At 51.5% G+C, this 23,340-nt stretch carries 32 protein-coding genes and 1 pseudogene; 32 read left to right on the forward strand and 1 reads right to left on the reverse strand.

From position 1 onward, the window contains the following. Nucleotides 1-2: 2 nt before the first annotated feature. Entirely contained in the window at nt 3-596 is a 594-nt protein-coding gene (locus tag DWZ76_RS13820; RefSeq protein WP_118468460.1) for a VanZ family protein, read from the forward strand. A 94-nt stretch (nt 597-690) separates the two neighbouring features. Here the strand turns inward: DWZ76_RS13820 and DWZ76_RS13825 are convergent, their stop codons facing one another. After that, a complete protein-coding gene (locus DWZ76_RS13825; protein ID WP_118468458.1) occupies nt 691-1,497 on the reverse strand; it encodes a helix-turn-helix transcriptional regulator in 807 nt (268 codons plus the stop codon). Nucleotides 1,498-1,980: 483 nt separating this feature from the next. On the opposite strand from DWZ76_RS13825, the gene DWZ76_RS13835 reads away from it, so the two are divergent. The 31 genes and pseudogenes from DWZ76_RS13835 (at nt 1,981) to DWZ76_RS13995 (ending at nt 23,245) form a co-directional block, all read left to right on the forward strand. Further along, nucleotides 1,981-2,169, forward strand: coding sequence for a hypothetical protein (locus DWZ76_RS13835; RefSeq protein ID WP_002304353.1), 189 nt, complete (start codon nt 1,981-1,983; stop codon nt 2,167-2,169). Continuing rightward, nucleotides 2,166-2,507, forward strand: a complete 342-nt coding sequence (locus tag DWZ76_RS13840; RefSeq protein ID WP_005930726.1) for a DeoR family transcriptional regulator — start codon at nt 2,166-2,168, stop codon at nt 2,505-2,507. Before DWZ76_RS13835 ends, DWZ76_RS13840 begins: the two co-directional genes overlap by 4 nt. Continuing rightward, complete coding sequence (locus DWZ76_RS13845; protein ID WP_002584328.1) at nt 2,500-2,796, forward strand: DUF3847 domain-containing protein; 297 nt, start codon at nt 2,500-2,502, stop codon at nt 2,794-2,796. Before DWZ76_RS13840 ends, DWZ76_RS13845 begins: the two co-directional genes overlap by 8 nt. 301 nt (nt 2,797-3,097) lie before the next feature. After that, nucleotides 3,098-3,310, forward strand: coding sequence for a DUF6199 family natural product biosynthesis protein (locus DWZ76_RS13850; RefSeq protein WP_118468456.1), 213 nt, complete (start codon nt 3,098-3,100; stop codon nt 3,308-3,310). A 51-nt stretch (nt 3,311-3,361) separates the two neighbouring features. Further along, nucleotides 3,362-3,544, forward strand: coding sequence for a hypothetical protein (locus tag DWZ76_RS13855; protein ID WP_118468454.1), 183 nt, complete (start codon nt 3,362-3,364; stop codon nt 3,542-3,544). Nucleotides 3,545-3,564: 20 nt separating this feature from the next. Then, complete coding sequence (locus tag DWZ76_RS13860) at nt 3,565-3,819, forward strand: CPCC family cysteine-rich protein (protein ID WP_118472994.1); 255 nt, start codon at nt 3,565-3,567, stop codon at nt 3,817-3,819. A gap of 21 nt (nt 3,820-3,840) precedes the next feature. Beyond that, nucleotides 3,841-4,245, forward strand: coding sequence for a hypothetical protein (locus DWZ76_RS13865; protein WP_002594806.1), 405 nt, complete (start codon nt 3,841-3,843; stop codon nt 4,243-4,245). Between the two features lie 183 nt (nt 4,246-4,428). Further along, the gene (mobQ, locus tag DWZ76_RS13870) at nt 4,429-6,009 is read left to right on the forward strand and encodes a MobQ family relaxase (protein ID WP_118472995.1); all 1,581 of its coding nucleotides are present in this window, start codon (nt 4,429-4,431) and stop codon (nt 6,007-6,009) included. A 64-nt stretch (nt 6,010-6,073) separates the two neighbouring features. Beyond that, nucleotides 6,074-6,721, forward strand: coding sequence for a CHC2 zinc finger domain-containing protein (locus DWZ76_RS13875; protein ID WP_118472996.1), 648 nt, complete (start codon nt 6,074-6,076; stop codon nt 6,719-6,721). Then, nucleotides 6,687-8,024 (forward strand): virulence-associated E family protein, encoded by a 1,338-nt coding sequence (locus tag DWZ76_RS13880; protein ID WP_118472997.1) that lies wholly within the window; start codon nt 6,687-6,689, stop codon nt 8,022-8,024. Before DWZ76_RS13875 ends, DWZ76_RS13880 begins: the two co-directional genes overlap by 35 nt. A 241-nt stretch (nt 8,025-8,265) precedes the next feature. Beyond that, nucleotides 8,266-8,463: a hypothetical protein gene (locus DWZ76_RS13890; protein ID WP_002592708.1), complete on the forward strand. Its 198-nt coding sequence runs from the start codon at nt 8,266-8,268 to the stop codon at nt 8,461-8,463. Continuing rightward, nucleotides 8,464-10,134, forward strand: coding sequence for a recombinase family protein (locus DWZ76_RS13895; RefSeq protein ID WP_002584321.1), 1,671 nt, complete (start codon nt 8,464-8,466; stop codon nt 10,132-10,134). It begins immediately after the preceding gene. Nucleotides 10,135-10,225: 91 nt separating this feature from the next. Next, nucleotides 10,226-10,309, forward strand: a pseudogene (locus DWZ76_RS13900) (Maff2 family protein); the annotation flags it as partial. Nucleotides 10,310-10,348: 39 nt separating this feature from the next. Beyond that, entirely contained in the window at nt 10,349-11,215 is an 867-nt protein-coding gene (locus DWZ76_RS13905) for a VirB6/TrbL-like conjugal transfer protein, CD1112 family (protein ID WP_009901636.1), read from the forward strand. Between the two features lie 41 nt (nt 11,216-11,256). Then, the gene (locus DWZ76_RS13910; protein ID WP_107001180.1) at nt 11,257-11,796 is read left to right on the forward strand and encodes an MT-A70 family methyltransferase; all 540 of its coding nucleotides are present in this window, start codon (nt 11,257-11,259) and stop codon (nt 11,794-11,796) included. A 42-nt stretch (nt 11,797-11,838) separates the two neighbouring features. Beyond that, the gene (locus DWZ76_RS13915) at nt 11,839-12,261 is read left to right on the forward strand and encodes a SpoVG family protein (protein ID WP_227589684.1); all 423 of its coding nucleotides are present in this window, start codon (nt 11,839-11,841) and stop codon (nt 12,259-12,261) included. 9 nt (nt 12,262-12,270) lie between these two features. Then, on the forward strand, nt 12,271-12,924 hold the full coding sequence (locus DWZ76_RS13920) for a hypothetical protein (protein ID WP_107001178.1): 654 nt from the start codon (nt 12,271-12,273) through the stop codon (nt 12,922-12,924). Between the two features lie 44 nt (nt 12,925-12,968). Further along, the gene (locus DWZ76_RS13925) at nt 12,969-13,355 is read left to right on the forward strand and encodes a PrgI family protein (RefSeq protein ID WP_016306500.1); all 387 of its coding nucleotides are present in this window, start codon (nt 12,969-12,971) and stop codon (nt 13,353-13,355) included. Between the two features lie 79 nt (nt 13,356-13,434). Next, on the forward strand, nt 13,435-15,702 hold the full coding sequence (locus DWZ76_RS13930; RefSeq protein WP_107001296.1) for a VirB4-like conjugal transfer ATPase, CD1110 family: 2,268 nt from the start codon (nt 13,435-13,437) through the stop codon (nt 15,700-15,702). A 279-nt stretch (nt 15,703-15,981) separates the two neighbouring features. Then, nucleotides 15,982-17,649, forward strand: a complete 1,668-nt coding sequence (locus tag DWZ76_RS13940) for a C40 family peptidase (protein WP_107001176.1) — start codon at nt 15,982-15,984, stop codon at nt 17,647-17,649. 22 nt (nt 17,650-17,671) lie between these two features. Then, nucleotides 17,672-17,938, forward strand: a complete 267-nt coding sequence (locus DWZ76_RS13945) for a DUF4315 family protein (RefSeq protein ID WP_005927622.1) — start codon at nt 17,672-17,674, stop codon at nt 17,936-17,938. Beyond that, entirely contained in the window at nt 17,925-18,572 is a 648-nt protein-coding gene (locus DWZ76_RS13950) for a DUF4366 domain-containing protein (RefSeq protein ID WP_107001175.1), read from the forward strand. Before DWZ76_RS13945 ends, DWZ76_RS13950 begins: the two co-directional genes overlap by 14 nt. Beyond that, entirely contained in the window at nt 18,569-18,766 is a 198-nt protein-coding gene (locus tag DWZ76_RS13955; RefSeq protein WP_005927616.1) for a hypothetical protein, read from the forward strand. The genes DWZ76_RS13950 and DWZ76_RS13955 overlap by 4 nt, the downstream gene beginning before the upstream one ends. Next, a complete protein-coding gene (locus tag DWZ76_RS13960; RefSeq protein ID WP_050005650.1) occupies nt 18,767-19,168 on the forward strand; it encodes a cysteine-rich VLP protein in 402 nt (133 codons plus the stop codon). Nucleotides 19,169-19,300: 132 nt separating this feature from the next. Beyond that, on the forward strand, nt 19,301-19,891 hold the full coding sequence (locus DWZ76_RS13965) for a hypothetical protein (protein WP_227589686.1): 591 nt from the start codon (nt 19,301-19,303) through the stop codon (nt 19,889-19,891). A 12-nt stretch (nt 19,892-19,903) separates the two neighbouring features. Continuing rightward, a complete protein-coding gene (locus tag DWZ76_RS13970) occupies nt 19,904-20,086 on the forward strand; it encodes a DUF4316 domain-containing protein (RefSeq protein WP_107001173.1) in 183 nt (60 codons plus the stop codon). After that, nucleotides 20,086-20,427: a plasmid mobilization relaxosome protein MobC gene (gene mobC / locus DWZ76_RS13975; RefSeq protein WP_015553878.1), complete on the forward strand. Its 342-nt coding sequence runs from the start codon at nt 20,086-20,088 to the stop codon at nt 20,425-20,427. Before DWZ76_RS13970 ends, mobC begins: the two co-directional genes overlap by 1 nt. A gap of 160 nt (nt 20,428-20,587) precedes the next feature. Then, complete coding sequence (locus tag DWZ76_RS13980) at nt 20,588-20,926, forward strand: hypothetical protein (protein ID WP_016306492.1); 339 nt, start codon at nt 20,588-20,590, stop codon at nt 20,924-20,926. 3 nt (nt 20,927-20,929) lie between these two features. Continuing rightward, nucleotides 20,930-21,298: a VapD family protein gene (gene vapD / locus DWZ76_RS13985; protein WP_016306491.1), complete on the forward strand. Its 369-nt coding sequence runs from the start codon at nt 20,930-20,932 to the stop codon at nt 21,296-21,298. Nucleotides 21,299-21,459: 161 nt separating this feature from the next. Then, on the forward strand, nt 21,460-21,750 hold the full coding sequence (locus DWZ76_RS13990; protein WP_023042378.1) for a CD1845 family protein: 291 nt from the start codon (nt 21,460-21,462) through the stop codon (nt 21,748-21,750). 79 nt (nt 21,751-21,829) lie between these two features. Continuing rightward, nucleotides 21,830-23,245, forward strand: coding sequence for a relaxase/mobilization nuclease domain-containing protein (locus DWZ76_RS13995; RefSeq protein WP_107001172.1), 1,416 nt, complete (start codon nt 21,830-21,832; stop codon nt 23,243-23,245). Nucleotides 23,246-23,340 lie beyond the last annotated feature (95 nt).

Below are 23,340 nucleotides of genomic sequence, written 5' to 3' on the forward strand. Positions count from 1 at the left end.
ACGTGTATAGAATATATAGTGCACTTATCGAAATTGTTGCGGCAGCTGTTTTTATAATTCCTATTTGGTGCATATATAACAAGTTATGTTTTCATAGCTGGAAACGAACTATTATTTATATGGTATTTGGGTTTTATTTTACTGCAGTCTTAGCACTTGTAGGCTTTCCTAATATAGCATCTCTGAAAATTGATTTTGCAGTGAACATTATCCCGTTTTTGGATATGGTTTCGGATTTCATTAATGCTTGTTTGAATATACTTTTATTTGTTCCATTTGGTTTCTTTTTGCCGATATTGTGGGATAAATTTAGAAACATTAAAAATATTGCCTTAATGGGATTTATAGTTACAAGTTTAATTGAAATATCACAGATTTTTACTTTTAGAACGAGTGATATAAACGATATTATTACAAATACTGTTGGTACTATAATTGGATATTTTATTGTACATAGGATAACTGATAATTTTACGAAGCGAATCTTTTCAAATTCAAAAATGGGTGACTTTTACATAATATGTGTATCGGTAGCACTTATTATGTTCTTCCTTCAACCATTTATTTCATCATTGTTATGGAAAATGGTGCTGTAACTTCCAGTTTTCCACTCTGAAAACTTAACTGAATAACCCCAGCACAAACCGCTGCTACATGGAAGCCAACAAACCATGCAACAGCGGTTTTTCTTTATCGTTTTTTCCTCTGGCTGATAGGCGTTCCCATTTTCTTTGACTTTTTGAGAATCCGAATTAGCCAGCGAAATTCTTCATCTGACAGATTTTTATAGTTGATACCAAGCTGTTTGCAGTAAAGGACAACGAGCTTTTCATCCCGGCTACCCTTGAAGTTTTCGACCGCTTCCAGATTTTCTTTCAGTTCATTGGCAACGGTGGTCTGGGGTGCACTCTCACTGTCCTTTTTATGGGCTTCTCGAATATCCCGGATAATGAGATTGAGGTCATCCCGTACCATGTGACTGAAATATTCATCATCACTGATATGGGCGGCTTGCAGCACTTTCAAATGGGGGTCATCTTCGCCGGGGCGATACCGTTCAATGATTTCATGCCGGACGGTATCAACAAGTGCATTGAGGTTTTGAATCTGCATGGTGGCAATCCCGTCCACATAAATCTCAATGTCTGCAAGAAACTTGATAAAATCCTTATGTGTGGCAAGTTCACACAGCAGACGGTTGTTAATCCGACCGCTTTTCAGAAGTGCTACCATCTCATCACTCAAATGCAGCTCCCTTAATGGCGTGTTGATCTCCGCCCGGTTCTCTGTCCGGCAAAAGAGATAATCGAGGGACACCTCATAAAAATCTGCCAGCAGGATAAGGTTGCCATGATTGATTTCCTTATAGTCATCTTTTTCATAACTGCCAAGAGCCGATTTTGAAATACCCGTTTGCTCTGCCAGTTCTTCCAGTTTTAATCCTTTGTTTAATCGTAAATCTTTTAGCCGTTCCTGTATTGTAGTAGCTCCGTTCATTGAAGCAGTTCCCCCTTCTGACAACATTTATAACCGTTGAATTGATTATACCATATCAATTCCGCAATCGTGGAAATTTCTGATTTTTACCCCTAATTCCTACTTTGTGGACATACGGCATAGGGCACAAAAATGTTCTATGATACAGGTAGTTCATCGATGGATTATTCCAATCGAATGACCAGCCTGTGTGGGATATGCTTCCCCGGCGATGTAGTGCCATGACTTTTGGCAGGGATGTGGAGGAACCCTGACCGAAACGAGCATACCAAAGGGAGCGATACGCCGCTGTGAGATTCAGGGGAGGAACGACACCGGGGAGAACTGGCGAACTGACACCGAAATGATACCGAAACACGACAATCTGATAGGGGGATAGTCTACCCTATCGCTGATACTTCGGGAGATTTTAGGCGGCTCTATGGCTGTAATTTTGCCGAAAATCGCCCCGAAACCATACACGAAAACGGAAGGAAGCGCAATATGCCGAGAATGAGCAAAAAGAGGAAGCATGAGCTTTCTTTTTACCTCAATGACCGGGGGCGTGTCACTTACAACGAATTATGCCGGAAATGCCAGCATGGGTGCAAGCAGAGCTTCCGGGCGGTTGTGATTGACTGCCCCCGTTATTTATCCAAACGAGCAAAGAAAAAGGAGGAACACACCGAATGAATTTTGAATTTATGACGATAGACACACCATTGCCGCCCTGTATGGCTTTTCCAAGAGCGTTGACAGGGTTTCCAGTCAGCAGCACCGCAAAGGTCATGTACTGCCGGATGTTGGACGCTATGCTCTCCAATGGGCAGGAGGACGAGAACGGAATCCTGTTTGTCTGCTTCCCTGTCACAGCCATTGCCGCAGTCCTGTCCCGCAGCTCTATGACGGTCAAGCGTTCTTTGAATGAACTGGAAAACGCCGGACTTATCATGCGGGTGCGTCAGGGCGTTGGAGAACCAAACAGGATTTATGTGTTGATACCGGGAAAGGAGGACGCTGCCCTTGCCTGATACCTCAAAGCTGGAAAAGCTCAACCGGGAGCTGGAGAAAAGCGAAAAGAAACTGCGGAAAGCCATCAATGATGAAAAGGCATTGCAGCACCAGTTAAAGCAGCTTACCCGAAAGGAACGGACGCACCGGCTCTGTACTCGTGGCGGTATGCTGGAAAGTTTTCTGCAAGAGCCGGAACGCCTGACAGATGATGATGTCATGCTGTTGTTGACACTCATTTTTCACAGGCAGGACACGCAGGAACTATTGAAGAAACTGCTGGAACGTGAGAAGCCGGAAACCCCTTAGTTTACTAAGGGCGCAATTATACACCACCCAAAGGTTGGTGCATTGCGTTCTCCGAAGGCTCCTCGCCGGAGGGCTGTGATTTTCCGCAGTCATGGTCTGCTCCAAATCAAACAGGGGACGCTACGCTTCCCCTGCGCTGGCTGCCGCCAGCTACCCTTTTGTGGACTTGCCATCTGGGGACACCTTGCGCTGCAAGCTGTTCCCATCTGACAAGTTTCATAAAATACGCTATCTTTTCGATAGGTAATAAAGTATAATGAAATCAATAACAAACTGGACTTGAATAACGGGAGGGACGCCTATGTTATGGTCTATTAGTGGTGGAGTTATAATTTTTGTTTTAGGTGTGTTTATTTTTTTAAAGCCAGATTTAGTGTGGAAATTAACAGAAGCATGGAAATCTTATCGTGCAGATGAGCCATCTGAGTTATATCTGAAAACCACAAAAATTGGCGGTATTTTATTTGCTCTATCAGGAATTGTTATGATAATACTACCCTTTATTTTGAAATAATAACTTTCAGATTGCATGACGAGCGACAAATCAATTTTAGGAGGGATATAGATGCCGGTTATCGAGATTATAACGATTGTATTTGCAGCGATTACAATTTATTTGTGTTATGACGAATATAAAAAAGGAAAAATGAGTTTGAGGAATTTCAAAATAGTTTCTATATGCGAAAGTCTTGCGATTTTAGGAATGATATTTTTGATAATTTGCTGTTATTCAAATATGAAATTATAATGGGGAGCTAAAAATACGAAATGATGAAATATCAATGTCCTTGCTGCGGATATTTTACCTATAATGTTCCGGCAAATGAAGATTGTGGGTATATCTGTCCCGTTTGTTTTTGGGAGAATGACCCGTTCATTGCTTCTGATAACGAACCAAGCGACTCTAATCATGGAATAACACTAAAAGAAGCAAAATTAAATTTCTCAACATTTGGAGCTTGTGAAAAAGAAATGGTGTGTTATGTCCGACTACCAAGAGATGATGAAAAAGAAATTTCATAGTAGTGTGTAAAGGAGAATCAAATGAAGCATAAAAAGTTTTTGTTAATTGCACTGATATGTTTAATCGGTATAGGTATTAGCTTTCTTTTGTTTTCTGCTCATAGACCATTCAAAGATTTAGAGGCAGCAGATATTACTTCGGCAAGTGTTCGGTTATCGCCACCTGATACAACAATTCAGATAGTAGAAACAGAGGAATTAGTATCATATCTCAATGAGGTAGTTATTTACAATAAGGACAACTCATATACAGAATATGCCGGACAAGCAGTTATTTTCACTCTGTCTTTGGCAGATGGTTCTCAAGTGGAGATTATAGCATACAATCCATTTATTATAATTGACGGTATTGGTTATAAATGCAAATATGAACCTTGTGAAGCTCTTAATCATTATGCTAATGAGCTAATGACAAGAGAACCATAATTTTTAAGTGTACCATCTACCCATCGGGTCAACTTGTCCCGAACTTTTACAACTAAATATCCGCCGCCCTCACAGCGGCACACCGAGCAGGAAATCTGAAAAAGGTCTCCTGCTTTTTTTCTGCCCAAAATGAGGTGGTAAAACGCCACCCCATCCACCAAGCGTAGAAAGGAGGGACACGAAATGCCCTGTCCACACAATGAAATCACGATTGTGCAGCGCAGCCAGCGACAGTCTGCGGTTGCCGCCGCTGCTTACCAGAGTGGCGAAAAGCTGTTCTGTGAATACGACCAGCAAGTGAAGCACTACCCGGAAAAGCGTGGCATCGTCCACAATGAAATCCTGCTCCCGGCAAATGCCCCACGGTCGTATGCAGACCGCAATACCCTATGGAACGCCGCCGAAGCGATGGAAAAGCAATGGAACTCCCAGCTTGCAAGGAGGTGGGTGCTTACCATCCCAAGAGAGATACCACCCGACCAGTACGCTGTCCTTGTCAGGGAGTTTTGTGAACAGCAGTTTGTTTCCAAAGGCATGATTGCTGACTTTGCCATCCATGACCCCCATCCACCGGGACACAACCCCCACGCCCATGTCCTGCTCACTATGAGGGCAATGGACGAACATGGAAAATGGCTTCCCAAGAGCCGCAAGGTTTATGACCTTGATGAAAATGGGGAACGGATGAAACTTTCGTCCGGCAGGTGGAAAAGCCACAAGGAGGATACGGTTGACTGGAACGACCAGAAGTATTGTGAAATTTGGCGGCATGAATGGGAGGTCATCCAGAACCGCTATCTGGAAGCCAATGACCGCCCGGAGCGTGTGGACTTGCGTTCCTATGCCAGACAGGGGCTTGATATTATCCCCACTGTCCATGAGGGTGCTGCTGTCCGGCAGATGGAAAAGCGTGGTATCCAGACGAATATCGGCAACCTGAACCGGGAAATCAGAGCCGCCAACCGCCTGATGAAGTCCATCCGGCAGCTTATCCAAAACCTCAAAGGCTGGATTACCGAGCTGGGCGAAAAACGGAAAGAACTGCTTGCACAAAAAGAGGCGGAGGAAGCGACACTTCTTCCCAATCTGCTGATGAAGTACATGGAGATACGAAAGGAAGAACGGAAGGACTGGACGAGGGCTGGACAGAACCGGGGGACTTCACAGGACTTAAAAGCAGTCAGCGAAGCCTTGTCCTATCTCCGGCAAAAGGAGCTTTCCACTGTGAAGGACTTAGAAGCATTTCTGGAAGCATCCGGGAAATCAGCCGCAGGTTACCGCAATCAGATGAAGCCAAAGGAAGCCCGCAGCAAAGTGATTGACGGGATTCTTGCCAGCCGGACAGCCTGCAAGGAATGTAAGCCTGTTTATGAAAAGTACCAGAAAATATTTTTTAAGAAAACAAAGGAGAAATTCAAGCAGGAACACCCGGAGGTTGCCCGGTATGAGAAAGCCACTGCCTACCTTGCCAAGCACCCAGACGATAAGGACCGCACCCAAAAGAAGCTGCAACAGGAGCAGGAAACGCTTCTGGAAGAAATCGCAGCCCTGAAAACACCGCTGACCGAGGTGCAGGCTGATTTGAGGAAACTGCGGGACATCCGCTACTGGGTACGGAAAGCAACACCCGGCACAGAAGAAAGCAAAGAGCCGCCCAAGAAACAGCCCATCAAAGAAGTCTTGCAGGATAAGGCAGACGAGAAAAAAGAACAAAGAAACGCCCCGGCACAGGCGAAACACAGACAACAGGATATGGAACTTTAACAGGCACTTGCCATTTTCAATCAGAGAATGTCAGGTGCTTTTTTCTTTTTAAGGAGGGATAGATTTGAATGTATTTGAAGCTGTGAAGCAGTCCGTCACAACCAGACAGGCTGCGGAGCATTATGGAATCCATGCAGGGCGGAACGGGATGGCTTGCTGCCCGTTCCATCACGATAAAACCCCAAGCATGAAGCTGGATCGGCGTTACCACTGCTTCGGCTGCGGTGCGGATGGGGATGTGATTGATTTTGCCGCCGCCCTGTATGGGCTGGGAAAGAAAGAAGCCGCCGTACAACTGGCACAGGACTTCGGGCTTTCCTATGAGGACTGGAAACCGCCGGGAAAGGCAAAAAAGCCCAAGCCCCGGCAGAAATCCCCGGAGGAACAGTTTCAGGAAGCAAAAAACCGCTGCTTCCGTATCCTTGCCGATTATCTCCACCTGCTTCGGGCATGGAGAAAGGAATATGTACCGCACTCCCCGGAGGAAGCCTTTCATCCCCGGTTTGTGGAAGCCTTGCAGAAGCAAGCCCAAGTGGAATATCTGCTGGATGTGCTGCTGTTCGGGGAAACAGAGGAAAAAGCAGCTTTGATTACGGACTACGGAAAGGATGTGATACAGCTTGAACAGCGAATGGCAGAGCTTGCAGCTACAGACGCAACAAGAACTAAAAAACACCATGAATGCCATGCAGCCGCCCCAGAGCGCCCCTGAAATCAAGGCGGGGCTGGAAACCACCGAGAAAGGCGGTGTCCGTCAGAGCATACGGAACTGTCTGACCGTATTCCAGCGTGACCCGCTGCTTTCCGGGGCTATCGCATACAACATCCTAACTGACCGAAAGGACATCATAAAGCCCATCGGCTTCCACAGAGAAAGCACCGCCCTGAACGATACGGACATGAAGTATCTGCTTCTCTATCTGGAAGAAACCTACGGGCTTACCAATGAGAAAAAGATTGATAACGCCATCGGGATTGTGGCGAATGAAAACAAGTACCATCCCATCCGGGACTACCTAAGTGCCCTTGTGTGGGACGGGACAGAACGAATCCGTTTCTGTCTGCGGCACTTTCTGGGGGCTGACGCAGACGATTACACCTATGAAGCGTTGAAGCTGTTCCTGCTGGGTGCAATCTCACGAGCCTTTCAGCCGGGGTGCAAGTTTGAAATCATGCTCTGTCTGGTAGGCGGTCAGGGGGCTGGAAAGTCCACCTTCTTCCGGCTGCTGGCAGTCCGGGACGAGTGGTTCTCCGATGATTTGCGGAAGCTGGACGATGACAATGTGTACCGCAAGCTGCAAGGTCACTGGATTATTGAAATGTCGGAAATGATGGCAACCGCCAACGCCAAGAGCATTGAGGAAATCAAGTCATTTTTAAGCCGGCAGAAAGAGGTCTACAAGATACCTTATGAAACCCACCCGGCAGACCGCCCCCGTCAGTGCGTGTTTGGCGGCACTTCCAATGCCCTTGACTTCCTGCCCCTTGACCGTTCCGGCAACCGCCGCTTTATCCCGGTCATGGTGTACCCGGAGCAGGCGGAAGTTCACATTTTGGAGGATGAAGCCGCTTCCAGAGCCTATATCGGGCAGATGTGGGCGGAAGCGATGGAGATTTATAAAAGCGGCAGGTTCAAGCTGGCTTTCAGCCCCGCCATGCAGCGGTATCTCAAAGAACACCAGCGGGATTTTATGCCGGAGGACACCAAAGCCGGGATGATACAGGCGTATCTTGATAAATACACCGGGAGCATGGTCTGCTCCAAGCAGCTCTATAAGGAAGCCTTGAACCATGCTTTTGACGAGCCGAAGCAATGGGAAATCCGGGAAATCAACGAGATTATGAACCAGTGCATTTCCAGCTGGCGGTACTTCCCAAACCCAAGAATGTTTTCCGAATATGGCAGACAAAAGGGCTGGGAGCGTGAAAACCCGGCAACGGACTCCGGCAACCCGTCTGAAAAAACGATGGACGGTTTTGTGGAGGTCACAGAACAGATGGAGCTTCCATTCTGAAAAGGACAGCCCGTTGCACCCCCTGTTGTTATCCCGTTGCCGAGCCGGTTGCCGGGAAAAACCCCTTATTTCCGGGCTTTTCTCCCTTATAACAACCAAAACAACAAAAAAATAAAAGAAAAGTATAAATAGTAACCATCGCCAGATTGAGATTGTTTGCAAGGTCTTTTGAAGTCCGTTGCCGGACTTCGTTGCCGACACCCTCTGTCTGGCTATTTTCATGTATGGAGGATAACTGCCTATGGCAAAAAACAAAACAGAGATTCATGTGACCACTGTATTTGACGGGGAGCTTGACGCCACTGATGTGTTCGTCAGCCTGATTTCCCAGAAATACGGAAAGACAAATGCAAAAGAATATCTTGCTAAAAAGAAAGATATAGGCTATAATGAAGATGAGGTTCAAAAGAGCCAGATACCGTCTGGATTGTGTGGGTAAATGGCTATGATGAACGAAATGGAATACAGAACAATCGGTTCGGCACTTGCCGGGGGTTATCGTGCGGCGGTCTATTGCAGGCTGTCAAAGGACGATGACCTGCAAGGCGAAAGTGCCAGTATCGCAAACCAGCGTGATATGCTGGAAAAATACTGCGAAAAGCAGGGATGGGAGGTTGTGGCAGTCTATCAGGACGATGGCTTCACAGGTCTTAACATGGAGCGTCCTGACCTACAGAGAATGTTGAGAGCCATTGAGCGCAGGCAGATCAACCTTGTCATCACGAAAGACCTCAGCCGACTGGGGCGTAATTATCTGCAAACCGGGCATTTGATTGAGGACTTTTTCCCAAGAAACGGTGTCCGCTATATCGCCATGAATGACGGCATCGACACCCTGCGGGATAACAACGACATTGCCCCGTTCAAGAATATCCTGAACGAGATGTACAGCAAGGATATTTCCAAGAAAGTCCATTCCTCTTATCTTCTGAAAGCGCAGAAAGGACAGTTTACCGGGTGTCTTGCCCCGTTTGGGTATCGGAAAGACCCGGAGGACAAAAACCATCTGCTCATTGACGAGGAAACCGCCCCGATTGTGCGGCTGATTTTCGGATATGCCCTGAACGGTCATGGTCCGAACTATATCCGCAGACGGCTGGAGAAAGAAAAAATCCCCTGCCCTACATGGTGGAACCGGGAACGGGGGCTTCGCAATACCCGCACCAAATGGGAAAAGAAAGACCCAGAAAACGGGCGGTATATGTGGGACTTCTCCGTTATCAAAGACCTTTTGATGAATCCCGTCTACACCGGGGCGATTGCTTCCCAGAAAAAGGACTACCGCTTCAAAATCGGCACGATTGGGGAAAAGAAGCCGGAGGACTGGATTGTGGTGGAGGGACAGCATGAACCGCTGATTGACAGCATGAGCTTTGACATTGTGCAGAACAAGCTGAAATCCCGCCAGCGTCCGGGGCAGACCAATGAAATCAGCCTGTTTGCCGGACTGTTAAAATGCGGCGAGTGTGGGAAGTCGCTGACGGTACGCTACACAAACGCTAAACATCCCCAGCGGATTTACTCCTGCAAGACCTACAATGCCTTTGGAAAGAACCACTGCACCCAGCACCGGATTGATTATGACACCCTTTACAGCCATGTGCTGCGGAAAATCCGGGAATGTGCCAGAGCTGCCCTGATGGACGGGGAAGCGGTTGCCGACCGCCTGACCAATACCTGTGAAGCCGAGCAGCGGGAACAGCGGGAAGCAATGGAACGCTCCCTTACAAGGGACGAGGAACGGATTGAGGTTCTGGACAAAATGGTCATGCGGCTTTATGAGGATATGATTGCAGGGCGTATCAGTGAGCAGAATTTCAACACCATGCTGGAAAAGACACAGACCGAGCAGACGGAGCTTAAAACAAAAGTGTCCGAGGGCAGAAAGCGGCTGTCCGATGAAGTCCAGCTTGCCAATGATGCAAAACAATGGGTGGAAGCCATTCAGGAATACGCCAACATCACAGAGCTGGACGCAGCCACCCTCAACCGCTTAATCAAAGAAATCGTTGTGCATGAGCGCATTGACGAAGATAAAACAAGACACATTTCTATCGAAATTCATTTTAATCTCAAACCCATCCCGGAGGTGGAACAGGTCACTGCCTGACCTGTCCCGCCGGGACGGTTCTCTTAACAACACCATATAGATTTTTTGTACGCCGCCGCCCGCCATCGAGCAGAGTTTTTACACCTAATTGGGGATGAAACAGCTCATGGCTGGCGGCGGTGTCGTTCTGATCGGCCTTCAGCTTATCCCTCTGCTGTCCGGTCTGTTCAGCTAAGTGTCACCCGTTGTCCCTTTTTCCAGAAGGAGCTGATGTATGGACTTTATCATCGACGCAATCGTTGAATGGCTGAAAGGTCTGCTCGTCGATGGTATCATGGGAAATCTGGACGGCCTTTTCGATAACGTCAATCAGAGCGTTGGCGAGATCGCCACACAGGTCGGCACGACCCCGGCGGACTGGAACGCCGGGGTCTTTTCCATGATACGACAGATCTCTGAAACTGCCATCCTGCCAATCGCCGGGGTCATCCTCACTTTTGTAATGACCTATGAGCTGATACAGATGCTCATAGAACGCAACAACCTCCATGAAGTTGACACATGGATGTTTTTTAAGTGGGTGTTCAAAACCTTTGTGGCTGTGATGATCCTGACGAATACCTTCAATATCGTGCTGGCGGTCTTTGATGTGAGCCAGCATGTGATACAGCAGTCAGCGGGCATTATCCAGAACGGGACAGAGATCACGCCGGATGTGCTGGACAGTCTACGGACAGAACTTGAAGCGATGGAGTTGGGTCCTCTGTTCGGACTCTGGCTACAATCCTTCCTGATCCAGCTTACCATGATTGCCTTAAATATCGTGATCTTCGTCATCGTATATGGCCGTATGACTGAAATCTATTTACTCACAAGTTTAGCGCCTATCCCGTTTGCCACAGTCCCCAACAGGGAAACCGGACACATGGGGCAGAACTATTTCCGCTCCCTCTTTGCGGTGGGCTTTCAAGGTCTGTTGATCTTAGTCTGTGTCGCAATCTATGCGGTGCTGATCCAGAGTATCGCCACCGACGGCGACCCCATCGGGGCGATCTGGGGCTGCGTGGGATATACGGTGCTGCTGTGTTTTACCTTATTCAAAACAGGCAGTCTTGCAAAATCCATCTTCGGCTGCCATTAAGAGACTTCGGGCCATGCTGACCCGAAGCGGAAAGGAGGATCATGCCGAAAGAAAAATTTTCGATAATCTATGCAGATCCACCGTGGCGGTATGAGCAGAAAAACAGGCAGGGATCAGCAGAGCTTCATTATCCCACTATGAGTATTGAAGAAATTTGTTCCCTTCCAGTGGCCGACTTGGCTGCAAAAGACAGCGTTTTGTTTCTGTGGGCAACATTCCCACAACTGCCGGAAGCCTTAAAGGTCATTAAAGCATGGGGCTTTTCTTATCGTTCTGTGGCTTTTGTATGGATAAAGAGGAACCGGCGCTCCTACTCATGGTTTTACGGTCTGGGGTATTGGACCAGAGGCAATGCAGAAATTTGTCTTTTAGCAGTAAAAGGACATCCGAAGCGTAAGTCTACCGGTGTTCACCAGCTTATTGTTTCCCCGATAGAGCGCCACAGTAAAAAGCCGGACGAGGCCAGGCGGAAAATTGTAGAACTGATGGGCGATATACCACGAGTGGAATTGTTCGCCAGAGAAAAAAAGCCCGGATGGGACGTGTGGGGAAACGAAGTTGAAAGCACTGTAAACTTGTAACAGCTTCGGGTCATGCTGACCCGAAGCGGAAAGGAGAAATCCATGCAGGAAAAAAATGCGGGCGGAACACCAGCTGCCCCTATAAAGCTGGATGTAAGCGTGCGGGTCATCGAACCTGTGAAAAACCTCATGGGCTTTGCCAGCGTGAAATTCAATGACTGCTTTGTGGTGGAAAATCTGAAAATCGTACAGGGCAGCAAGGGGCTCTTTCTTGGGATGCCCAGCCAGCCAGACGGCAAAGGCGGCTACCGGGATATGGCCTACCCTGTCACAAAGGAGTTCCGGGAACAGCTCAACACCGCTGTTCTGCAAGCCTATGAGGCAAAGCTGGAACAGATGGCGGAGCGTGGCTCTGTGGGGCGTGCATCCATCAGCGACCAGCTCAAAGCCGGAAAAGCGGCTGCCGAACAGGCAAAGGCAGAACGGCCTCCGAAGGAAAAGCCCAGCCGCAGCGCAGAGCGTTGACCTCGGGCCATGCTGGCCCGAAGCAGAAAGGAGGCGGGAACCATGCCACGCAAACGGACGGGCTATGACGCGGCCTGCTATTACGACGGAAAACTGCTGGGCCGCTGTACCAAAGCGGACAGCGATGCCTATACCCTGTTGATGAACGCCTGCGGCGGGGAGGCCGCCCGTGTCCTGCGGGAATACGCCTACTTTTCCCCGGAACTTCGCGCCATATTGGAAAAGGCGGCGCTCATGCAGGCGGACCGGAGCCGGACGGGCGGAATGTTCCATGCGCCGAAAAGTTCCCCGTGGGGTGATGTGCAGAGCTGTGAAACCCTCTGTCCAGGGGTGTTTCTGGTATCTACCGCCAGCCACGGCGGAACGATGGTGGCAAACGAGGTAGCCGCCGTCCTCTCCCCAGCAGCGAAAAAGTGCGGCTTCAAGGATAAGGGCTATATCTGCTATGAGGAGGACGCGCAGGAAAGTGTGGTGCTCCGGGAACTGTTGGACAAAAAGCTGTGGAACATACCTGACCGCATTAAGGACAAAGGGCAGTTTGAAGAAAACCTCAACCAGTCCATCCGGCAGTATAATCCCGAATACTGGCGGGCAAGGCAGAGCGGACGTAAGGCCGCCGAAGCCGCCCGCAGTACAGCCCCGGCCAAAGAGGCCGCAAGATGACCTCGGGCCATGCTGGCCCGAAGCAGTAAAGGAGGTGTACCCAAATGGCCTATGTGCCAGTACCAAAAGACCTTTCCAAAATTAAGACAAAGCTGGCCTTCAATCTGACGAAGCGCCAGCTTGTTTGTTTTTCCGGCGCAGCGGCGGTGGGGCTCCCGGCCTACCTGCTTTCCCGTGACAGTATCGGGAACAGCGCCGCCATGTTCCTAATGATCGGCCTCATGCTCCCGTTCTTCTTTCTGGCTATGTATGAGCGGGACGGCCTGCCATTGGAAAAAGTGCTGAAAAACATCATCCGCACCCGGTTCCTCTATCCCCGGGTGCGGCCTTACAAAACCGAAAACTTCTATGCGCTGCTTAGCGCCAGAAAGGAGGCGCAGCCGATTGCAAAACAGCAGAAGGGCCGGAAAGCCCGCAGGCAGAAAGCCTGAAAAGCAGGGCCTTACCGGCCTGTTCACAAAGGGAAAGAACATTCCCACCACCGCCCAGCAGACCCTCCCTTACCGGGAAATGTACCGGGATGGGGTGTGCCGGGTAACGGACCGCTATTACACCAAAACCATTGAATACGAGGACATCAACTACCAGCTCGCACAGTCCGAAGATCAGGCGGCCATCTTTGACGGGTGGAGCGCCTGCCTCAACTACTTTGACAGCAGCCTTCCGTTCCAGCTTTCCTTCCTCAACCACCGAAGCCGCCCGGGCAGCCGGTACAGCGTGAACATCCCCATGCAGGATGACGATTACAACAGCGTCCGGTGTGAGTATGTGGAAATGCTGGAAAACCAGATCGCCAAAAGCAACAACGGCATTGTCCGCACAAAGCTCCTGACCTTCGGCGTGAACGTGGACGACCTTTCCACCGCCAGGGCAAGGCTGGAACGTGTAGAGGCGGACATTTGCGGGAACTTCAAAAAGCTGGGCGTCAAGTGCCGCTCCCTTTCAGGGCTGGAACGGCTGGAGCTTCTTCACGGGCAGCTCCACCCCGGCAGCGGCTCCCCCTTCCGGTTTTCATGGGATATGATCCCCAAAACCGGGCTTTCCACCAAAGACTTTATCGCCCCGGACAGTTTCGATTTTCGTTTCAGCCGACTGTTCCGGGTGGGGACGACTTGGGGCGCTGCCTCCTACTTGCAGATTTTGGCCTCGGAGCTCTCGGACAAGCTGCTGGCGGAGCTTTTGGAAATGGATGCGGAAATGACCATCACCCTCCATATCCAGACCGTTGATCAGGCCGCCGCCGTAAAATCCATCAAGGCCAAAGTCTCCGACATTGACAAGATGAAGGTGGAGGAACAAAAGAAGGCAGCCCGGTCAGGGTACGACATGGACATACTTCCGCCCGACCTCGTAACATACAGCAACGACGCAAAGACCCTTCTGGAAGATTTACAGAGCCGGAATGAAAGAATGTTCCTGCTGACCTTCCTTGTGGTAAACATGGCTCCGACCCGCCGGGAGCTGGACAATGACCTGTTCACGGTGTCCGGTATCGTCCAGAAATACAACTGCACCTTGAAGCGGCTGGACTTCCAGCAGGAGGACGGTTTTCTTTCCAGCCTTCCGCTGGGCCATAACGGCATTGAGATCAAGCGCGGCATGACGACCAGCTCCACGGCCATTTTCGTTCCCTTTATGACGCAGGAGCTCCGCATGGATGGCGAAGCCGTCTATTACGGGCTCAACGCACTTTCCCATAACGTCATCATGGCGAACCGGAAAAAGCTCAAAAACCCCAACGGCCTGTTCCTCGGCGTGCCTGGCTCCGGCAAATCCTTTGCCGCAAAGCGGGAGCTTGTGAATGTGTTCCTTGCCACAAAAGACCGCATTATCGTGGTGGACCCGATGGGCGAATATTCGCCCCTTATCAGGCGGCTGGGCGGACAGGTCATCGAGATCGCCCCGGACAGCCCCCACCACATCAATCCGATGGACATTGATTTGAGCTTCGACGAGGAAAACCCGATGGCGCTGAAAGCCGACTTTATCCTGTCGCTGATGGAGCTGATCGTTGGCGGCAAGGACGGCTTGCAGCCGGTGGAGCGTACCGTCATTGACCGCTGTGTGCGCCAGATGTACCGGGAACACTTGCAGGACCCGGAAACAAGCAAAATGCCGACCCTCCAAACCCTGTATGACCTGCTCTGTTCCCAGCCGGAGGGCGAGGCGGTGCGGCTGGCGACGGCTCTTGAAATCTATGTGTCCGGTTCCCTTAACGTGTTCAACCATGAAACCAACGTGGACTTAAACCGCCGTCTGGTATGCCTTGACTTAAAAAAGCTGGGAGCCGGGCTTCGGACGATTGCCATGCTCATTATGCAGGACTTGGTAAACTCGCAGGTGTCCATGAATTTCCTCCGCGGTATCGCTACATGGTGCTACTTTGACGAATTTCATGTGCTGCTCCGTGACCGTCTGACGGCAAGCTATTGTGTAGCGATCTGGAAAATGCTGCGGAAAAAAGGGTGCGTTCCGAGTGCTTTAACGCAGAACGTAAAGGATTTTCTGGCAAGCCCGGAGATCGAGAACATCTTTGAAAACTCGGACTTCCTTGTGCTGCTCTCGCAGGCACAGGGGGACCGGCAGATTTTAGCCAAACAGCTTGGGATCAGCCCCCACCAGCTTTCCTATGTGACCCATACCAATTCCGGCGAAGGGCTGCTGTTCTTCGGGAACACCACCATCCCGTTTGTTGACCGCTTCCCGCAGAACACCGAGCTGTACGCCATTATGACCACCCGCCCGGAGGACAAAAAACAGGAAATGAACCGGGCATAACACACTTCGGGCCATGCTGGCCCGAGGTTTGGAAAGGAGGGATACATCATCGGAAAGAAACCGGACAAACGGAGTTTTCAAAGGCCGGGGCCGACGGAGGATACCGGGGGCAATCGCCCCGGACCGGCGGAACGGGAAGGGCCTTCCCCTGCACCATCCCGACGCCTGCGGTTTGAGGACGAGGATACCGGGCAGGACAGCCCTTCGGGCCACGATGGCCCGAAGTCCAAAAGCGGCAAGTTTCAAGAGGACAGCCGCAAAAGCCGTCCCTCTGACCGCATGAGGCAGGAGGATGAAGCGGGCGGGCCGCAGGATACCAGCAAGGCACAGGAGCCGGAGGGCTCCGCAGAGAATGCCGGGAGCAAAAAGGACAAGTACCAGAAAGCACAGGCAAAAGCGGAACACGCCGGGAAAAAGCTGGGAAAGGCTCGGGAGAAACTGGACAAGACCGAGGCAAAACGGGCAGCGAAGAAACCGCCGGGGCTTGCAAAAAAGGCAGTCCGGGGAGCCCGTACAGAAGCATGGTTCTATGTCCACAACAAGATCCACGAAGTCGAGCATGAAAATGTGGGTGTGGAAGGAGCCCATAAGTCGGAACTTGTGGCCGAGGCCGGAGCCCGGAAACTGACCCGGTATGCCAAACGCCGCTGGCAGGAACACCCGGCCCGGAAGGTGGCAAAGTGGGAACGGAAGGACATAAAAGCCCGGGCCAATATGGATTTTCAGAAGATGGCCTCCGAGCACCCGGAGCTTGCCAGCAATCCGCTTTCCCGTGTGCAGCAGAAATGGAAACTGAAACGCCGGTATTCCAAAGAAGCAAAGGCGGCTGCAAAACAGGGCGCAAAGGCCGCAAAGAAAACCGCTGCCGCTTCGGGAACTGCGACCCGGCGGGCGGCGCAGTTTGTGACCCGTCATCCCGTGGCGGTGCTGGTCCTGCTCCTGCTGTTGCTGCTCTGTTTTCTTGTGTCGGCGGTAAGCTCCATCTTCCCCACGCTTGGCAGCGGCCTTGCCAATGCGTTATCCGGCACCTCCTACGCCTCGGAGGATACGGACCTGCTGGGCGTAGACGAGGACTACACGGCGCTGGAAAACGAGCTGGCGCAGACGGTGGCAAACATCGAAAGCACCCATCCCGGCTATGACGAGTACCGCTATTCCGTGGACGAGATCGGCCATAACCCCTATGAGCTGGCGTCCTATCTCTCGGCAAAGTACCATGTGTATTTCCGGGAACAGGTGCAGGACGAGCTGCGGGAGATCTTTGAGGCACAGTATGAACTGACCTTGACGGAGGAAGTCGAGATACGCTACCGCACCGAAACCAGCACCGACCCGGAGACAGGGGAAACCACCACCGAGGAAGTCCCCTATGAGTATTACATCTTAAATGTGACCCTCACAAACAAGACGCTGCCTGCCGTGATCCTGCCGAGGCTTAACGAACAGCAGCGGGAAATCTACACCGTTATGCAGCAGCTCAAAGGCAACAAGCCCTATCTGTGGGAAGGGATTTACAACGGCGGCGAAGATACCGGCCCCAGCTATGAGATACCCGGCGAGGCGCTGGATGACCCGGCTTTTGCGGCGCTCATGGAAGAAGCCACAAAGTATATCGGCTGGCCCTATGTGTGGGGCGGCTCCAGCCCGTCCACCTCCTTTGACTGTTCGGGCTTTGTCTGCTGGGTGTACACGGCCAGCGGCGTCCACAACCTGCCCCGTACCACGGCGCAGGGCATTTACAACCAGTGCGCTATCATTTCTCCCTCCGAGGCAAAGCCCGGCGACATTATCTTTTTCACGGGAACCTATGACAGCCCCGGCCCTGTGTCCCATGTGGGGATTTATGTGGGCGACGGGATGATGCTTCATTGTGGTTCGCCCATCCAATACGCAAACATCAATTCAAGCTACTGGCAGACACATTTCTATGCCTTCGGGCGTTTGTGAGCCAGAGGAAAGGAGTCCTTGCATGAACAAGATCGACAAGCTCGATAAGGAACTGGAAAAAGCCCGGGAGAAGGCAGCCGAGTGGCAGGCCAAAATCCGGGAGCTGGAAAAGCAGAAACAGGAGGAAGAAAACAGCCAGATCGTGCAGGCGGTGCGCTCGCTCAAACTGACCCCCGCCCAGCTTATGGCTTTTTTGAATGACCCCAAAAACAGCCTTACCGCTTCGGGCCATACTGACCCGAAGCCGGAGGCACCCGAAAAGGAGGACACAGCCCATGAAGAAAACTAAATACCGCAGGCTGGCGGCGATGGCTGCCAGCCTTTTGTGTTGCCTGATCTTTACGGTCCCGGCCTACGCCCAGAGCAGCGAGCCGCAGCCGGAGACAGCTCCCGCCCCGGTGGAAACCGAAGCGGAGCCGGAAACCCAGAACCCCTTTACCCCGGACGGGACGGGAACCGTGGTGGACAACGCCACCGACGAGGACGGTAAAGAGTTCTACACCATCACCACCGCAGACGAGAGCGTGTTTTATCTGGTGATCGACAAACAGAAAACCAGCGAGAACGTCTATTTCCTCAATACCGTTACCACAGACGACCTTCTGCCTCTTGCCGAACAGGGTAAGGAACCGCCCCAAGAAGTGACCCCGGAGCCAGAGCCAAAGCCCACCGAACCTGTGGAGGAAGTACCGGAACCCGAGCCGGAGAAAAAGGACAGCCCCCTTCTCTCTCTGCTCCTGATCGGTGCGGTGGTGCTGGCCGGCGGTGGGATTGGTTACTATTTCAAGATTTACAAGCCGAAGCATGAGGCCCCGGATTTGGAGGATGATTACTGCGAATATGAGGACGGGGAGCTGGAGGAGATCGCAGAGGAACCCGAGGACGAAGATACCCCGCCGTGGGAGGAAGATACGGAGGAATGAGAATGAATTTTACAAGCAGCCCTTTTGAACGAATGATGAAGGAAGTACCGCACCCCGGCTGGGACAATGACGATCCTTGTAAGGGATGCCGTTACTACAAGGAGTGCAAAGGAAAGAAAAAACAGTGCCGGAAGAAGTTCCGGGCGCTGATCGTGGAGCCCCGCCCTTCGGGCCATCGTGGCCCGAAGTCATAAATGGACGCCCGGGAGCTGACCCGTGACGAGAAGAAGAAAATCCGCACTCTGGTCACGGGGATGTGCGCCAACTATGACCGGGAAAGCGGCCTGTGCCTTCCTCTTGACTGTGCCTGCTATATGCTGCACAAGTGCTGGACAGGGGCGTACTGCCGTTATTTCCGTGAGGCTGTCCTGCCTCTTAACCCGGAGCTTCAAGCGTCGCTGACAACGGAAGGCATCTCCCCGGAGCTGCGGGCCTGTGCGGTCTGCGGAAAGGCGTTTTTGCCCGAGGGGCGTCAAGCCTACTGTTCCGACGCCTGCAAGGCCGAAGGGAACCGCCGGAAAAGCCGGGAACGCATGAGGAAAATGCGGGAGAAAAGGCCGGGCGGCTGTTACGATTTGCCGCCTCCAAAGGCTTGACATTCCGGGCTTTTTTGAGGGTGTTTCCGGGGTGGGAATATCTTATTACATTCCTCCCCGGTCTGCCCTCTTATTTCGTAACATCCAGCACTTCGGGTCATGTTGGCCCGAGGCACAGAAAGGAGGGATCTCTTGGAGACAGTACAAGGATATGTGATTTTGAAAGCTGCCACCTTTGAAACTGGACACGGCTTTGCGCTTGGGCATAATCCGGGAGCGCCGAGCCCCTTTGTGACCTGGCAGTTTACCGAGGGGGAAAACGGCCATCGGGATTACTACTGGGGCCGCTATGGAAACAGCCAGGCATGGGCGCAGCGGGATTTTGACCGCCGGGTGGACGATTATCAGCAGCTTTACCATGCGGCGGTCAAGCATACCGAGCTGGGACCGGAAGGCGTTTACCGCTATTATTCCACCCAGCGGCCCGTGGACATAGGAACTTACCCGAAGCCGCCGGATAACCAGCCTCTTTCCATTGTCAACTACGACGATGACAGGCGGCGTCCTGTGGCAGACGGCAGGCTGATGGCATGGGGCGAACTGACCTACACAAAGCCGCTGACCGAAAAGCAAATGGAGGATTATGAACTGAAACCAGCACCGGGCAATCCTGACCGGGTGCGCTCATCCATTACCGCCCGGCTCAAAGAAGGAACCAGAGGGCAGGAACCCCCGAAGGAGCCCGGCCAGAAGCGGAGCCATAAAAACCATGAGGAACGATAAAGGAGGATCGCCATGCACGAAAAAGACAACTATCTGAAAACCGCCGAGCTCTCCACGGAGCAGAACTGCAACATGATTGACGGCGTACCCAACAACACGCCCATCCAACCCACGCCCCCGGAGCTGGACGCAAAACCGCTGGATAAGGTAAAGGAACCCAAAAAGCGCCGGAAAGGCCGGGAGCTGGAACGATGATGGAGAACCGCAAGCGGAATGTCCATCTGCACGTCATGGTAACGCCGGACGAGCTGGCAGCCATCCATGAACGGATGGCCGAGGCGGGCATTTCCAACGCCGGGGCCTATGTACGGAAAATGGCTCTGAACGGGTATATCCTGCACATCGACCTTGCGCCCGTAAAAGAATTGATCTCTCTGCAACGGCGCTGTTCCAACAATCTCAATCAGGTCGCCGTACACGCACACACCTATGGCGTGTACCCGGAGGAAATCGACGGATTGAAGCGGGACTATGAAAAGCTGTGGGGCGAGGTGTCAAAAGTGCTGCGGGAGCTTTCCGAGCTGGTGGCAAAGTAAGACGAGGGCGGCAGGCTTCCGTTGTGGGGCTTGCCGCCCTGCTCTTTTTTTACCACTTCGGGCCAGCATGACCCGAAGCCCGTCATAAAAAATTCAGATTTTCAAGATTGTAGAACCAGCTCTATAATGATATAATAATTCAAGAAGGGAGGCTGATACCATGCTGAAAATGGTTATTCGCATGAATGATGATAAAATCACAGCCGAAAATAAGTACCGGCTGGATGGCATTTACAACACAATCAATCATACATTCCAAACCGTGGGCCTTCCCCGTATGGAGGATGGTTCCGGCGCTTTGGTATTCCGTGACTGCGGCAGAGCGAGGGATTTTAGTCTGTTCGGCCGGATCGTCAATACCTTGAAGCGGCAGACATGGTTCATGGATAATGTTTCTGTGTGGCGTCTTTGTGACAGTGACGATTCTGACAGTCCAGATGATTTCAATGAAGAAGATCTGTTGACCCACTATCAGGAAAAAACAGCAATGAGGGCTTGAGTTTTGGAGAGAAAATATTTCAAAGCCTTAAATTTTGATCTGGACACCCATCAATTAAAAGAGCATTACCCCGGAGCCAATTACCGGCAGGCGTATGACGACTTGCGCCGGTTCTTCAAACGGCATCGTTTTTCTCACCGTCAAGGCTCCGGCTACATATCGGATGATAAGCTGGCAACTGCTGATATATACGACTTGATGGATGAATTAAGCAGACAGTTTCCGTGGATTGGAATATGCGTGAATAAAATTGATGTGACCAACGTGGGACGGCAGCACGATTTGACAGAGCTCTTGAAACCAGCAGAGGATATTGTTATCGACACTTCGCTGCTGACAGTTCCCGATTGCCCGCAGCAGGAAACAGAATAGCAGAAATTTGGCAGGACATGAATGTGTCCTGCTTTTTCTGTTTTCGGGCCATCATGGCCCGAAGGTTTGGGACAGGATTCACTAATCTTTCGCAACATTTATGTCCCCGGGCAGGCATGATAAAATAGAGGTAGGAAGGATAGATAAAGGAGGTTTTGGAGATGAAGATACTGCTGAAAATATTGGTTGCTCCCTTTGCTTTAGCGTTGTCCCTTCTGGCGGCTCTGCTGGTATTCCTGTTTGATATTTGTGCCGTCCTGCTGACGATTGCCTCTGTGATTCTGGTGGTGCTGGGTGTCGCTCTCTTTTTCACGCCGACGCCCATAGGCGGGATTGTATTTCTGTTTCTCGCTTTCCTTCTTTCGCCGTATGGACTGCAAGCGGCGGCGGGCTCCCTTCTTTGGGCGCTGGACGGAGGCAAATCCGCTCTGTACCGGTTTCTGGCAAGTTAAACAGCCTCGGGCCATGTTGGCCCGAAGTCGGGGCGGTCTGGATGGGCCGCCCTTTTCTCATGGAAAGGAGGGATGATTTCTGGCTACCACAACTTTGTTGCAGCGCCATGCGGGCGAAGGCGAAACGATTGCCGAGGCAATCCGGGATTGTCTGGACTATGGCAAGGACCCGGAGAAAACAGAAAGAGGAAAGTATATCTCCGCTTATGAATGTGATCCGGCCACCGTGGCGGACGAGTTCCTTTTGGCAAAAGCCAGCTATGCCGCTATGACGGGCCGGGAACAGAAAAAAGAAAATGATGTGCTGTGCTATCAGATACGACAATCCTTCTATCCGGGCGAGATCACCCCGAAGGAGGCGAACCGTATCGGCTATGAGCTGGCTATGCGCTGGACAAAGGGGCGGCACGCTTTTATCGTTACCACGCACACCGATAAGCAGCACATCCATTGTCACATTTATTACAACTCCACCACCCTTGACTGCACCCGGAAATTCCGAAACTTTTGGGGCTCCAGCTTCGCCCTCCGGCGGCTCTCTGACAGGCTGTGCCTTGAAAACGGGCTGTCCATTGTAGAGAACCCGAAGCCCCGGAGCAAGGGCAAGTATCGGAATTATGGAGAATGGCAGAAAGAACGAAAAGGGCCGCTTTCCTATCAGGACAGACTGCGCCTTGCCATTGATACTGCGCTGGCGGAACGCCCCGCTGATCTGGACGAATTTCTCAATCTGATGAAGCGGGCCGGATATGAGGTCAAGACGGTTCGGGGCGGCGGTATCAGTTTCCGGCTGACCGGGCAGGGACAGGAACGCTTTACCCGTCTGCGGGCTTCCACGCTGGGAGACGGCTACGACTTGCAAGATGTTCTGTCTGCCATTGAGGGCAAAGAAAAACGCCCCGGGCGCTCGGAACGGAAAATCAGTCTGGCGGTGGATATTCAAGCAAAGCTGGCTGCCGGTAAGGGGCCTGGATATGAACGCTGGGCGAAGGTATTTAACATTAAGCAGATGGCCGCCGCTCTTGCCTATATACAGGACAATAACCTGACCGATTATGAGCAGTTGGCGCAGAAAGCCACCGAGGCGGCAGACCGTTTCCATGCTATTTCCGAGCAGGTCAAGCAGACGGAACAGGCTATGAAAACCAATGCCGGGCTAAAGGCTGCAACGGTTCAGTATGCCAAAACCCGCCCAGTCTTTGAGCAGTATAAGGCGACGAAGTACAGCAGGAAATTCCTTGCGGAGCATGAGGCCGACCTTGAACTGTACCGGGTTGCACAAGCGGAAATGCGCTCTCTGCTGGGCGGGGCAAAGCTCCCCAAAATGGATGTGCTGAAGGAAGAAGGCCGTAAGCTCACAGCAAAGAAAAAACAGCTCTATGGAGAATACCAGAAGGCACGACGGGATATGCAGGAGATCGTCACAATCAAGGCGAACATTGACACTCTGATGGGCTACACCGAGCCGGGAAGAAAGCAGGAAAAGGAGCGTTAAGGTTATGAAAATAAGGAGCAAAGCGACGCTGACACTTCGGGCCATGTTGGCCCGAAGATATGGGTTTGGGGCGAGCCCCAACAAGCAGCCTTTGT

Source organism: Clostridium sp. AF35-15 (assembly GCF_003477745.1).
In the GTDB taxonomy this organism is placed as follows: Bacteria; Bacillota; Clostridia; order Lachnospirales; family Lachnospiraceae; genus Otoolea; species Otoolea fessa.